Raw genomic sequence first — 12,691 nt, 5'->3', positions numbered from 1 at the left:
GGGGGGCAGCGATTGGCCCCCCAACTCGGACGCTAGCACAATGGCTATGTGGATTTCGATGTCTTAAGCGTACGAAATCTTACACATACCCCCACACAACCAACACCCCCTCCAAATCTTACCTATCACCCTATCGTCATTAAACTCGCATTCCCACCAGCGGCGGCGGTATTCACACTCAGTGAACGCTCTAGCAGCAGGCGCTCTAGCAGAATACCGGTTTCTCCGTGTGAGAACCCTTGTACTGACACAATCGCACCAGGGCGCTCGGCGATTTTTTCGCATAGGCTGCGTAGCTGGTCTGAGTCACCGTGGTAGATCACCGCGTCAAACTCAACGCCCTCGGCATCCCATGATTTCGCCACGTTAATCTGCTGCTGTACGGTTTTAGGCAGGCGACGATAGAGCGTGCGCTGAACTTCGCTATCAATCCATTGAGCACGGCTACCCACCGCGAGCACGGCAGCGAGCTGGATCAGGGCATCTTGCTCATTGTCGAACAGACATAGCACACGTTCACGCGGGAGGAGTGCATATGTATTGCGCTCTCCAGTCGGACCTGGCAATAAGCGCACGGTGCCGCCTTGCGCCCAATCACCAAACTCTTGGCAGCGCTGCGCCAGCGCGGTGTTTTTCTCTTGCTGCGCCCACGTTAGTAATGCTTGATGGGCAGCCAACAATGGCTGGCGTAGGGTTGCGTCAACGTTTTGCTCATGGTCTTGACGTGCCAGCGTACGGCTTACCGCATCGTCTGGGCGGCTAGAAAGCAGGCGATAGACGTAGAGTGGCCCACCGGCCTTAGGCCCCGTACCGGACAGCCCTTCACCGCCGAACGGCTGCACGCCAACCACGGCGCCCACCATATTACGGTTAACGTACTGGTTACCCACTTTTGCCTGTTCGGTCACCTGCGCGATGGTTTCATCAATACGGGTATGGATGCCGAGCGTAAGTCCGTAACCCGCCGCGTTGATTTGCTCGATCAATGCGTCAAGATTCTGACGGTTGTAACGAACAACGTGCAGAACGGGGCCAAAGACTTCCTGTTCGAGCTCGTCAAAGCTCTCTAGCTCAATCAAAGTCGGTTTGACGAAGGTTCCTTCAGACCATTCTTTACTATCTTGTGGATGTTCAAACGCGGCCTGATAGACATTATGGCCTTTGGCGCGCATAGCCTGAATGTGACGATCGATATTGTCTTTAGCTTCGGCATCGATAACGGGGCCAATATCGGTTGATAGGCGCTCAGGATTCCCCATTCGGCATTCGGCCATCGCGCCGCGCAACATTTGCAGTGTGTGATCGGCGATATCTTCTTGCACGCACAGAATACGTAGCGCAGAACAGCGCTGTCCGGCACTGTCGAATGCAGAAGCCACGACGTCAGTGACGACCTGTTCGGTCAGCGCGGATGAGTCTACGATCATCGCATTCAGACCACCGGTTTCGGCGATCAATGGCGTGGTGCGACCTTGAGGATCCAAACGTCCAGAGATATTACGCTGCAAAATACCGGCAACGGCGGTAGAGCCGGTAAACATGACGCCGCGCACGCGACTATCACCAACCAGTTTAGCGCCCACGGTTTCACCTTCACCTGGTAATAGCTGTAGAACACCGGATGGCACGCCGGCTTCAAGCAGAATGCGTACGGCTTGAGCTGCGACCAGCGGCGTTTGTTCGGCTGGCTTGGCTAACACGCTATTTCCCGCAGCTAGCGCGGCGGCAACTTGTCCGGTAAAGATGGCTAACGGGAAGTTCCATGGACTGATACACACGACGGGACCCAGCGGACGGTGAGTATCATTGGCGAAATCGTGACGTACCTGCTGAGCGTAATAGTGCAGGAAATCGACCGCTTCGCGAACTTCTGCAATGGCATTGTTAAACGTTTTACCCGCTTCACGAGCGAGCAGACCCAACAGGCTCTGCAACTGATCTTCCATTAAGTCTGCGGCGCGATCCAGCACGGCAGCGCGTTGCTCCGGCGGAGTCGAGAACCAAATTGGCCCCGCATTCACTGCGCTGGTTAGCGCGGTTTCAATATCCGCATCGTTGGCCGGTGTGACATAGCCTACGATATCGCGCGGCTCGGCAGGATTAATCACCGGTTGAGATGGCTGATCGCTACTGGCGGGATGCTCGAGAATAGGGGCACAGTTCCAATTATGACTGGTGCTACTCAGTAGCGTGCTGGAGAGAGAGGCCAAGCGCTGCTCATTGGAAAGATCCAAGCCGCGTGAGTTACGGCGCTCCTCGCCATACAGCCCACGCGGGGAGGGAATACGCGGATGAGGTAGGCCAATAGCCCCCTCTTTGGCTGCCATCGATTCAACCGCGGATACGGGGTCGGCAACAAGTTCATCCAGCGGCAGCGAGTTATCAGCAATACGGTTGACAAACGATGTATTCGCCCCGTTTTCTAGCAGTCGACGCACCAAATAGGCCAATAGCGTTTCATGGGTTCCCACTGGTGCATAAATACGACAAGGGCGGTTAAATTTACCCTCGGCGATTTTTCCAACCACCTGCTCGTACAGTGGTTCACCCATGCCGTGTAAGCATTGGAATTCATACTGACCCGGATAGTAGTTTTGCCCTGCGAGGTGATAGATCGCCGATAACGTGTGGGCATTATGCGTGGCGAACTGCGGATAAATAGCGCTAGGAACCGCCAGCAGTTTACGCGCACAGGCTAAATAAGAAACGTCGGTGTAAACCTTACGGCTATAAACAGGATATCCTTCTAAACCATCCACCTGAGCACGCTTAATTTCGCTGTCCCAATAGGCGCCTTTGACCAAGCGAATCATCAGGCGGCGATGGCTGCGCTGGGCCAAATCGATGACATAATCGATCACCGCCGGACAGCGTTTCTGATAGGCCTGAATCACAAAGCCAATGCCGTTCCAACCGGCTAACTCTGGCTCAAAGCACAAGCGTTCCAGCAGGTCGAGTGAGATTTCCAGACGGTCAGCTTCTTCCGCATCGATATTAATGCCTATGTCATAGCTGCGTGCCAGCAATGTCAGGGAGAGCAAACGAGGATAAAGTTCGTCCATCATTCGCTCATATTGTGCACGGCTGTAGCGAGGATGCAGGGCTGAAAGTTTGATGGAGATCCCCGGCCCTTCGTAAATACCACGACCGTTAGACGCTTTCCCGATGGCGTGAATGGCCTGTTGATAGGAAATCATATAACGCTGGGCGTCAGCTTCGGTTAGCGCGGCTTCACCGAGCATGTCGTAAGAGTAGCGGAAGCCTTTTTCTTCGTGCTTACGCGCATTTGCCAGCGCTTCAGCGATGGTTTCTCCGGTAACGAACTGTTCGCCCATTAGGCGCATCGCCATATCAACGCCTTTGCGAATCAAGGGTTCGCCGCCTTTGCCGATAATACGGTTCAGCGAGCTAGAAAGCTTAGATTCGTTGTGGGTGGCGACTAGACGTCCGGTGAGCAGGAGTCCCCATGTGGCCGCGTTGACGAACAGAGAAGGACTACGACCGAGATGAGAATGCCAGTTACCGTTGCTGATTTTGTCGCGAATCAGCGCATCGCGTGTTGCTTTATCGGGAATACGCAGTAAGGCTTCAGCCAGACACATCAGCGCCACGCCTTCTTGCGAAGAGAGTGAAAACTCTTGCAACAGGTTTTGTACGATCCCCGCTCTGCCGTTGGCGCTTTTTTGGTTGCGCAGCTTTTCTGCAATCTTATAAGCCATCTGGTGCGTCGATTGCGCGAGTTCAGGTGCCATACGCGCCTGTTCGAGCAGCATGGAAACGGCTTCATGCTCAGGGCGGCGATAGGCCGCGGTGATGGCAGCGCGTGAAACGGACTGAGGTAGAATTTGTTCTGCAAAATCAAGGAACGGCTGATGTGGTTGATCTGGCGGCGCTACGGTGTCTTCGCCGTCGCTGGAAAGTGTGTCGGAAGTGGGAAGGGGCAGTTCTGGGAGCGTACTGCCGCTCTCGACTCGCTCAAGATAGTTAAATATCGCCTGCTTGATTACCCAATGCGGCGTGCGATCGATCTGCTGTGCGGCGGCTTTAATACGATCTCGCGTCGCTTCGTCAAGTTTTACACCCATAGTGGTGGTGCCCATGCCGTCCTACTCCATTTTATTTTTGTAAGGTAGAGCCTGAGCATATCCTGTTCATTATGAATGTTGCAACTTTGTGCAACCTTGTTAAAAGGTACAAGTTTTGAATGTGTGAAATGGCGCAGGTTTTATCCCGCGGTTTAATCCACGGTTGTGTGGGGCAATGCAGACGTGGTTATACTCGGCATTGAATATTTCATTATAAATTAAAGGGATATTTTAATGCCTAACGATGCTAAAGGGCATGTTAATGAATCGGTGTTGCAACCTGATGCAGGTCAAAATGTGATGAATGGTAAACTTTGTGTAACTTTTGAGTTAAATAACTTGTGAATGAGCTAAGCCTGTTCATAAGATGCCGACGTTTAGATTTTCATTATTGGTTGTATTTAAGATGGGGTTTGGCCGCATCATCGTTCCGATGCGGCTGAGTTTTTAAAGCAGCTAAGTGTTTAAAACAGAACTAACAGTATAAAAATGCCTGAATGTTAGGCATATAGCCTGAGTAGTTGGAGCTGAGTCTGAGTTGTCAGCAAGCATCGCTAATTATAAAAGCCACTCCAAGTATGACGGATAAAAATAAAATACGGAGACACCTGCATGATAAGTACACCGATGTTGGTGACCTTTTTGGTCTACATCTTGGGAATGATCGTCATTGGCTTAGTGGCATATCGCGCTACCAACAACTTTGATGACTATATTTTAGGCGGACGCAGTTTAGGTAGCGTGGTTACCGCATTATCAGCTGGCGCCTCTGATATGAGCGGCTGGCTGTTGATGGGTTTACCAGGCGCGATTTATCTTTCGGGGATTTCTGAAAGTTGGATTGCCATTGGATTAACCGTTGGAGCCTATTTGAACTGGAAGCTGGTAGCAGGGCGTTTACGTGTGCACACCGAGGCCAACAATAACGCGCTGACGCTGCCTGATTATTTCACCAGTCGCTTTGAAGACACCAGCAAGCTGCTGCGCGTGATCTCAGCGGTGGTCATTTTGGTATTTTTCACCATCTATTGTGCATCAGGCATCGTTGCGGGCGCGCGTCTGTTTGAAAGCACCTTCGGTATGAGCTATGAAACGGCTCTGTGGGCAGGTGCAGCGGCGACCATCCTCTATACCTTTATAGGTGGTTTCTTGGCTGTCAGCTGGACCGACACGGTTCAAGCGAGCTTAATGATTTTCGCACTGATCTTAACGCCGGTGATCGTTATTTTGGCCGTGGGTGGCATTGATACTTCCATGCTCGTCATCGAAGCTAAGAATCCGGCCAATCTTGATATGTTCAAGGGTTTGAACCTGATCGCCATCATCTCCCTGATGGGTTGGGGATTAGGCTATTTCGGTCAGCCACATATTTTGGCACGCTTTATGGCGGCAGATTCTCATCAAACTATTCGCAAAGCACGCCGAATTAGTATGACCTGGATGATTTTATGTCTGGCCGGTGCGGTTGCGGTGGGCTTCTTTGGTATTGCCTACTTTGAAAATAACCCGAGCCAAGCGGGAACCGTGTCTGAGAACGGTGAACGTGTGTTTATCGAGCTGGCTAAAATCTTGTTTAACCCTTGGATTGCAGGGATCTTGCTGTCGGCCATCTTAGCGGCGGTGATGAGTACGCTGAGTTGTCAGCTGCTGGTGTGCTCAAGTGCGATTACCGAAGACTTGTATAAAGCCTTCTTCCGTAAGAAAGCGTCGCAGCGTGAGCTAGTGTGGGTAGGACGCCTGATGGTTCTGCTGGTGGCATTGATTGCCATCGCATTGGCTGCCAATCCTGAAAACCGTGTGCTGGGGTTAGTGAGTTACGCATGGGCCGGTTTTGGTGCAGCATTTGGTCCAGTGGTATTAATTTCTGTGATGTGGCCTCGTATGACGCGTAATGGCGCATTGGTCGGTATGTTGATCGGGGCCATTACCGTCATCGTATGGAAGCAGTATGGCTGGTTTAATCTGTATGAGATTATCCCCGGCTTCATTTTCGCTAGCGTTGCGATTGTGGTTGTTAGCCTGATGGGGCGTGCGCCTTCACAGGCTATCCAGACGCGCTTTGCCGATGCGGAAGCAGAGTATAAAACCGTCTAAATAGTGAATCTGTTGATGTGCAAAAAAGGAAATGTCTGCGAAGGCATTTCCTTTTTTAATGGGCGAACGCAGTAGCCATTGATTCAAACCTTATCGGGTAGTATCACTTGTTTCTCCAAGCGCATTTTATCGCCATCGGTTAAGACAACGGTAACTTGCAGCCAGTCACCTTGCAGTACGGGAAAACTCATTTGCCCTAACGCTTGTTTTCGGTTGGCGGTTAGCTGAACCATGCCTTTTTGTTGGGAAGTGCTTTCACCATGAACGCCGCGTCGGATTATGTCTACGGCAATATTGCATACGCAGCTATTGGTGACCGCCGCCATGGGCTTGAGGATGTAATATTGACCCTCTTGGGTTGTGTCGAACCAGAGCTGATTAGATAAAACGGAGGCGATCAGAAGAGTGTGCATTTGCGGCTCCGACAATAAAAACAAGACAGGGCTTTGCCCTGTCTTGTTGGGGGGAGAACTGTTAGTTCTGATTAACGTATGAGGCGTTGTTTGCACCGACTTGATTTACGTTAGAGTAAGAGAAGTCAGCCGTTTGTGAGCTGCTAGCGTAGTTGGATGCGCCGTTTTGGCGAACAACAATAACGGCGGCATCGGCACTCTGACTGGTTACGGCATTATTCAAGCCAAAACCTGACTGAACCACGGCAGTTCTGGAGAAGTCACCGCTTTGATTTGTTGTTGCCGAGTTGCCTAATAGACCCGATTGGGAGACTTCAGTGACAGACCAACTCCCGTTTTGACTTGAAGTGGCCGCGTTATTATTGCCTTGTTGATTGATATCAACAACGCTGACGTTGCCGTTCTGGTTTACCGATGCGTAGTTGCTTGTACCGCCGAATAGGCCGCTTTGAGATACGGATGTTTTAGATAAAATCGCAGAATCTTGATTAACGCTGGAAATATTGCTGGCTCCTTGCTGATAGACCTGCACCTCCCCGCCGAATGCTCCGGTTTGAGGTGTGAATTGGAAAACGTAAGCTGGGTTAGTTAACGCCATGGCATTACTCATAGCAAAAACTAAGCTAGATGCTGCGATGATTTTCCACTTATTCATGATGTTACCCCGTCGGTTAAAGAATCAGATGTGTGTATCAGATAAACAATAACTAATGTTGTGTAACTCTAATGGCCATTCCTGATGCATTTTGCACAACACCGGCTGAGCGGTTTGTGCCCGTTTGCGTAATCTGCGTTATATTATTTTTCCCAAAGGAAATGATATAAGCAGAATTACCAAAGCTGTCTTGAATGATGGAATCACTATTTCCATTACCTAGTTGAGCAATAACGGCATTGTTATTGCTGCTAAGCTGAGTAATATCCGCAGAGTTTCCCGATCCTCGTTGAGCAATTAACGCATTATTATTGCTGCTGGATTGAGTAATTCTGCCTTGGTTACTATTTCCCTGTTGTACGATAATCGAATGATTGTTCGTACCTTGCTGATGGGTAAATGCTCTATTATCGCTACCTATCTGGTTAATAAGTGCGCTTTGGTTATAACTGCTATTCAAGTCACTATAACCAGTGCTCATATCAGCGTTAGCCAAATCACTATTTGCTACTGCCAAATAAGGGGCGATAAGCAGAGCGGCTGAAAAGACAATCTTTTTCATTTTGCCGTCCTAATGTAATCGGTGAATCAAATCATGACGTGCTGATTCGTATGTTAACGTCCTGAGGTATCTTTCAGGAATATTCCGATTTACGATTTGAGTATGTGCGGAAGAAAAATTAAATAACTCACCTAGAAGTCGTATTTTAAAAATAAAGCCTGATAAGAAAGTATGAGATTATGATGTTTATTCATTGTAATAAAAGCTAAAGAGCCAATTAGTCGGGCATGAACACGCGGATAGTCGCTTTTCATCTTGCTTATGCCATGAGTTTGTCATCCCTGTACGCGTCCATTGTGGTAATAGCCTATGGCATCACCGACGTGTGGAAAAATTTCATGCGTTAGCATGAGCGGCAAGGGGGTATTGTTTTGCAGTAAAAGATACAATTTACATACCACTTACCTAAGGGAAATGCATGTAAATATACCAAGCAGGCTAATCACAAAGTGGTATCCCCCATTAACGTATGCGCTAAGTACTTTACCAAAAAGAATAATTTTATCTTTTTTGTGTTTTTAAAAATGATTATCTGTTGGCTATTTCTTGGATGAATCTAAAGAAACGATTAAGGATTATGTAAATGAGAAACAATGATAAGACTTATTTATAAATATTGAGTTACATTTTGAAACACAAATAACACTTGCGTTAGAAGCGCCAATGTCTAGATTAAATCATGTAATGTGCCCGCAATAACGGATGGCACATACGGCTCGTCTCTGTGCATATTTCAAATTTTTCTTGCACTGCCTTTTACACAGCAGCGGAAATGTAGCGCCCAATAAAAACTGTTTTTAATTAAGCAGGGAGCGCTGCGCCTCGCATAAATGCAGGGTTTTATTATGCTTGATGAAGTAGAGCGTAAGAAGTATTTGTTGGTATTAATAACTAAACCGTCATTACAAGCAACAGCATTATTGCACCAGCTTCAATTGACGTTACAGGTAAATACCAAGATACATAACATCAACAAAGATTTAAATGACCCCGTAGACAATACTCTCTATCTTTTCGACCTTATGGAGGCCGATCGACGCACGACTGTTTTGTGGCAATCAGAGCTGAGTCGTTGCCGACAGAGAAATAGAATATTGTTATTAAATACTCCTGATGATTATCAAAACCAAGAGATTGAGTCATGGCCAAATATTAGTGCCGTGTTCTATCCATCGATGGACGAAAGAACGCTAACTGAAGGAATAAAGAGTGTCATCAAGGGGGAGTGCTTTTTTAGCCAAGGGGTTGCCAGTTATTTAATCAGCCAATCATCTCAATATCGTTATCATAGTCCGGAGGCAACAGGGCTCACTCATCGAGAAAAAGAAATACTGAATAAGCTAAGGGCCGGTGCCTCAAACACCGAAATAGCCAAGTTGTTATTCATTAGTGAAAACACGGTCAAAACGCATCTTTATAATCTATTTAAGAAAATATCGGTAAAAAATCGCACACAGGCGGTTTCCTGGGCTAACGATCACCTCAGGCGTTAAATGATGAAAAAAATAATGCTTATTCTTGTCATTGCCTCTATATGCAGTGCAGGAAAGTATGCCTCTGCGGCTGAAATTGAGGTTCCCGGATTAATTACCGATCACACGGTGACATCAATTGGTCATGCCTTTTATCGTGATTTCAGCGACAACTGGGGAAAAGAATACCCAGGAACGCTAACGATCAATGAAAGACCGAGTGCCCGCTGGGGAAGTTGGATCACCATCAAAATTGAACAGGATACGGTTTATCAAACGTTTTTATTTCCAAACAAACGCAGCTTTGACAAAGATGTTGCCGTAGCTATTGAAAGCGTTAGCGAATCGCTATCTCGCCGTTCTATCGATAAAGCGCTTCTCAATACTGGTGACTTAACCGCAGATGAGTTTTAAGGAGTCACAATGCGAGTCACTTATCTAGCCTTTATATCAATACTAATCTCCCCAGTATCGTGGGGCGGTAATATGGTTTTTCAGTTTGTTAACCCTAATTTTGGTGGCAATCCTAATAATGGTGCATTTTTGCTCAATGAAGCGAATGCACAGAATTCGTATAAAGACCCCAACGGATATAATTTTGATACCGCAACACCATCGGCATTAGACAACTTCACTTCAGTTATTCAATCCCAACTATTGGGAAATCTGATGGGCAATATTAGCCAAGGGAAACCAGGGCGCTTAGTGACCAAGGACTTCATTGTCGATGTGAAAAATATTGATGGGCGATTAACAATGAATATTCTCGATCGTACGACAGGTAAATCCTCAACCATCGAAGTTGATGGCCTCTCAAGCATTAATTCCAATTAGCACGGGATGATGAGCCATGCGCAGCTATTTATTGATGATCTCCGTTCTTTTATTGAGCGGATGCCTAACGGCTCCGCCAAAGCAAGCGGCTAAACCCACGTTAATGCCTCGGGTGCAAAGCTATCAGGATTTAACGCATCTGCCTGAGCCTGCAGGAAAGCTGTTTGTCTCTGTATACAATATTCAGGATGAGACGGGGCAGTTTAAACCATACCCGGCCAGTAACTTTTCGACCGCGGTTCCCCAAAGTGCAACGGCAATGCTGGTTTCTGCCTTGAAAGATTCTGGTTGGTTTATCCCCTTAGAAAGGCAGGGGTTACAGAATCTATTAAATGAACGGAAAATTATTCGTGCAGCTCAAGAAAATGGCACAGTCGCGGTGAATAACCAGCGCCAGCTTTCATCTCTGGTTGCGGCAAATGTGCTTATTGAAGGTTCAATTATTGGCTATGAAAGTAACGTAAAATCTGGGGGCGCGGGAGCTCGTTTCTTTGGTATTGGTGCTAGCACACAATATCAGTTAGATCAGATCGCCGTTAATTTACGCGTCGTTGATGTTAATACTGGACAAGTATTATCATCGGTAAATACCAGCAAAACGATTTTGTCCTATGAAGTTCAGGCCGGGGTATTTCGCTACATTGATTACCAGCGTCTGCTTGAAGGGGAAATTGGTTACACCACAAATGAACCGGTCATGCTTTGCGTTATGTCAGCGATTGAAACTGGCGTGATCTACTTGGTCAACGATGGTATTACACGTAATTTGTGGTCGCTGAAAAACGCTAAGGATGTCACATCCCCGATACTTGAACGTTATAAGAGTACGATTGTACCTATACTTCTTAAGTCTGTTTAAAAAAGCCAGCCGTAAGGCTGGCTTTTGTCTTTTATCATTTATTCAATATGTTAGGCGTAGATCTCAAAGGGGGGAATCTTAATCATTTTGCATTGTAAAATTTCGGCGAACTCTTAGATTACAATATCTTGAAGGGGAGAGGCTTGAAAGTTTTAGCAAGCCAGCCTATCCTTGGATGCATTGTAGAAGTGGTAACAGAGAAACGTGTTCGGCGCCTCCATGTAGCGCGTGTCTTTTCGTGCCGAGTGCGTTTCATCTGTTAGCATTATGTGCTGCCTATCTTGTTTAGCGTAAGTCCGTAGAGCCTTAGTTTAACTTTCTGTTGTTAAAGTAGGGACAGCCTTCTTACATAGCCTAAAGATGCTCCTACCTAACTTACGATGAAAACAAAAATACTGCTTGTCCTTTCCTGCTTATTCGGCTTCATTATTTTTTGCTACATGATGGTTTTTGCTGTTGATAAAACCTGTGAAAGAATGCAAATTTTTACTGAGGTCTGTAAAAAAGCCGATATTTCTAAACCTCATATTAATCCATAAATAGTGGGCAATCTTTTGTGAAAAAAGATTATTGCCTGATTTTGTATGAATTTCAGTCAGGGCGATTTGTTGAATTTGTTAAACAAATTCCGCCTATGTAGGTATTTTGTTTTAATCTGTTGATTTGCCACGATATCTGAGAATAATCTCACTATTTTTCCCTTGAGAAAAAATAATACATGTGGAGAATGCATACAAAAAATGGATGCTTATCTAAATAATACTTATTTTGAGCAATGGAAGCCTCATCGTTAAGTTTATTTAATCATGGATGTAAAAACTGTTTGCCTGCGGAGAGAGTGAGGCAAAGGGTTTTATTATCTTTATTGTATAGAACATAGCCTGACGAAACAAAAGTGCCTACAGAAATACGGTGCTGGCATTGCGTTTTAACGCAATTCTCTAGTCGCCTTTTATTTTGATTGTTGAGGTAATGATGTTTAAAAAAATGTCGGCCGAGTTTTTTGGTACGTTCTGGCTCGTATTTGGTGGTTGTGGTAGCGCCGTTCTGGCGGCTGGGTTCCCTGAATTAGGTATCGGATTTGCTGGCGTTGCATTGGCATTTGGCTTAACCGTTTTGACTATGGCATATGCCGTTGGCCATATTTCAGGTGGCCATTTTAACCCTGCGGTGACTATTGGGCTGTGGGCCGGTGGGCGTTTCAGTGCGAAAGACGTGGTGCCTTACGTTGTTGCTCAAGTGATTGGCGGCATTGCGGCGGCAGCCGTGCTTTATGTTATTGCTAGCGGTAAAGCTGGCTTTGATGCCACGGTTAGTGGTTTCGCATCAAACGGGTATGGTGAACATTCACCTGGCGGATTCTCATTGCAATCTGCTGTTGTGGTTGAAATGGTTTTGAGTGCATTCTTCCTGATTGTTATTCATGGCGTGACTGATAAGCGCGCACCGGCTGGTTTTGCGCCATTAGCGATTGGTTTGGCGCTAACGCTGATCCATCTTATTAGTATTCCAGTGACAAATACGTCTGTAAACCCAGCACGTAGTACTGCAGTCGCTATTTTCCAAGGCACTTGGGCATTGCAGCAGCTGTGGCTATTCTGGCTAATGCCTATTATTGGCGGCATTATTGGCGGTTTAATCTATCGTCATTTGCTCGAGAAGAAAGACTAAATTTCTTTATACCTGACAAAAAGCCTGAGCAATGCTCAGGCTTTTT

General features: G+C 46.9%; 10 protein-coding genes. 6 read left to right on the top strand and 4 right to left on the bottom strand.

The window, feature by feature from the left end:
* Positions 1–125 precede the first annotated feature (125 nt).
* A complete protein-coding gene (putA, locus tag HMPREF3091_RS14770; RefSeq protein WP_070716651.1) occupies positions 126–4,100 on the bottom strand; it encodes a trifunctional transcriptional regulator/proline dehydrogenase/L-glutamate gamma-semialdehyde dehydrogenase in 3,975 nt (1,324 codons plus the stop codon).
* A 597-nt stretch (positions 4,101–4,697) separates the two neighbouring features.
* On the opposite strand from putA, the gene putP reads away from it, so the two are divergent.
* Positions 4,698–6,179: a sodium/proline symporter PutP gene (putP, locus tag HMPREF3091_RS14765; RefSeq protein WP_130960600.1), complete on the top strand. Its 1,482-nt coding sequence runs from the start codon at positions 4,698–4,700 to the stop codon at positions 6,177–6,179.
* Between the two features lie 83 nt (positions 6,180–6,262).
* On the opposite strand, the gene csgC is transcribed toward putP, so the two are convergent.
* The 3 genes from csgC to HMPREF3091_RS14750 all read right to left on the bottom strand — a co-directional run bounded on the left by csgC (position 6,263) and on the right by HMPREF3091_RS14750 (position 7,809).
* The gene (csgC, locus tag HMPREF3091_RS14760) at positions 6,263–6,592 is read right to left on the bottom strand and encodes a curli assembly chaperone CsgC (RefSeq protein WP_070716646.1); all 330 of its coding nucleotides are present in this window, start codon (positions 6,590–6,592) and stop codon (positions 6,263–6,265) included.
* 61 nt (positions 6,593–6,653) lie between these two features.
* Positions 6,654–7,247, bottom strand: a complete 594-nt coding sequence (locus tag HMPREF3091_RS14755; RefSeq protein ID WP_004092890.1) for a hypothetical protein — start codon at positions 7,245–7,247, stop codon at positions 6,654–6,656.
* Between the two features lie 52 nt (positions 7,248–7,299).
* Positions 7,300–7,809, bottom strand: a complete 510-nt coding sequence (locus HMPREF3091_RS14750) for a curlin (RefSeq protein WP_070716644.1) — start codon at positions 7,807–7,809, stop codon at positions 7,300–7,302.
* Between the two features lie 845 nt (positions 7,810–8,654).
* On the opposite strand from HMPREF3091_RS14750, the gene csgD reads away from it, so the two are divergent.
* From csgD to aqpZ, 5 genes are all read left to right on the top strand, one after another.
* The gene (gene csgD / locus HMPREF3091_RS14745) at positions 8,655–9,302 is read left to right on the top strand and encodes a biofilm master transcriptional regulator CsgD (RefSeq protein WP_035503477.1); all 648 of its coding nucleotides are present in this window, start codon (positions 8,655–8,657) and stop codon (positions 9,300–9,302) included.
* 3 nt (positions 9,303–9,305) lie between these two features.
* Positions 9,306–9,695, top strand: coding sequence for a curli production assembly/transport protein CsgE (gene csgE, locus HMPREF3091_RS14740; RefSeq protein WP_004092898.1), 390 nt, complete (start codon positions 9,306–9,308; stop codon positions 9,693–9,695).
* A gap of 9 nt (positions 9,696–9,704) precedes the next feature.
* The gene (gene csgF / locus HMPREF3091_RS14735) at positions 9,705–10,115 is read left to right on the top strand and encodes a curli production assembly/transport protein CsgF (RefSeq protein ID WP_035503413.1); all 411 of its coding nucleotides are present in this window, start codon (positions 9,705–9,707) and stop codon (positions 10,113–10,115) included.
* 16 nt (positions 10,116–10,131) lie between these two features.
* Positions 10,132–10,974 (top strand): curli production assembly/transport protein CsgG, encoded by an 843-nt coding sequence (csgG, locus tag HMPREF3091_RS14730; protein ID WP_070716643.1) that lies wholly within the window; start codon positions 10,132–10,134, stop codon positions 10,972–10,974.
* 975 nt (positions 10,975–11,949) lie between these two features.
* On the top strand, positions 11,950–12,645 hold the full coding sequence (gene aqpZ / locus HMPREF3091_RS14725; protein WP_035503416.1) for an aquaporin Z: 696 nt from the start codon (positions 11,950–11,952) through the stop codon (positions 12,643–12,645).
* The last annotated feature ends 46 nt before the right edge of the window (positions 12,646–12,691 follow it).

This window comes from Hafnia sp. HMSC23F03 (assembly GCF_001816025.1).
Classification (GTDB): Bacteria; Pseudomonadota; Gammaproteobacteria; order Enterobacterales; family Enterobacteriaceae; genus Hafnia; species Hafnia paralvei.
The sequence above is the reverse complement of the archived record's forward strand: the minus strand, read 5'-3'. Positions and strand labels throughout refer to the sequence as shown.

Excerpts from the sequence above, each read along its gene's own strand:
- putA (WP_070716651.1), bottom strand. The coding sequence starts at position 4,100 with ATGGGCACCACCACTATGGGTGTAAAACTTGACGAAGCGACGCGAGAT.
- putP (WP_130960600.1), top strand. The coding sequence starts at position 4,698 with ATGATAAGTACACCGATGTTGGTGACCTTTTTGGTCTACATCTTGGGA.
- csgC (WP_070716646.1), bottom strand. The coding sequence starts at position 6,592 with ATGCACACTCTTCTGATCGCCTCCGTTTTATCTAATCAGCTCTGGTTC.
- HMPREF3091_RS14755 (WP_004092890.1), bottom strand. The coding sequence starts at position 7,247 with ATGAATAAGTGGAAAATCATCGCAGCATCTAGCTTAGTTTTTGCTATG.
- HMPREF3091_RS14750 (WP_070716644.1), bottom strand. The coding sequence starts at position 7,809 with ATGAAAAAGATTGTCTTTTCAGCCGCTCTGCTTATCGCCCCTTATTTG.
- csgD (WP_035503477.1), top strand. The coding sequence starts at position 8,655 with ATGCTTGATGAAGTAGAGCGTAAGAAGTATTTGTTGGTATTAATAACT.
- csgE (WP_004092898.1), top strand. The coding sequence starts at position 9,306 with ATGAAAAAAATAATGCTTATTCTTGTCATTGCCTCTATATGCAGTGCA.
- csgF (WP_035503413.1), top strand. The coding sequence starts at position 9,705 with ATGCGAGTCACTTATCTAGCCTTTATATCAATACTAATCTCCCCAGTA.
- csgG (WP_070716643.1), top strand. The coding sequence starts at position 10,132 with ATGCGCAGCTATTTATTGATGATCTCCGTTCTTTTATTGAGCGGATGC.
- aqpZ (WP_035503416.1), top strand. The coding sequence starts at position 11,950 with ATGTTTAAAAAAATGTCGGCCGAGTTTTTTGGTACGTTCTGGCTCGTA.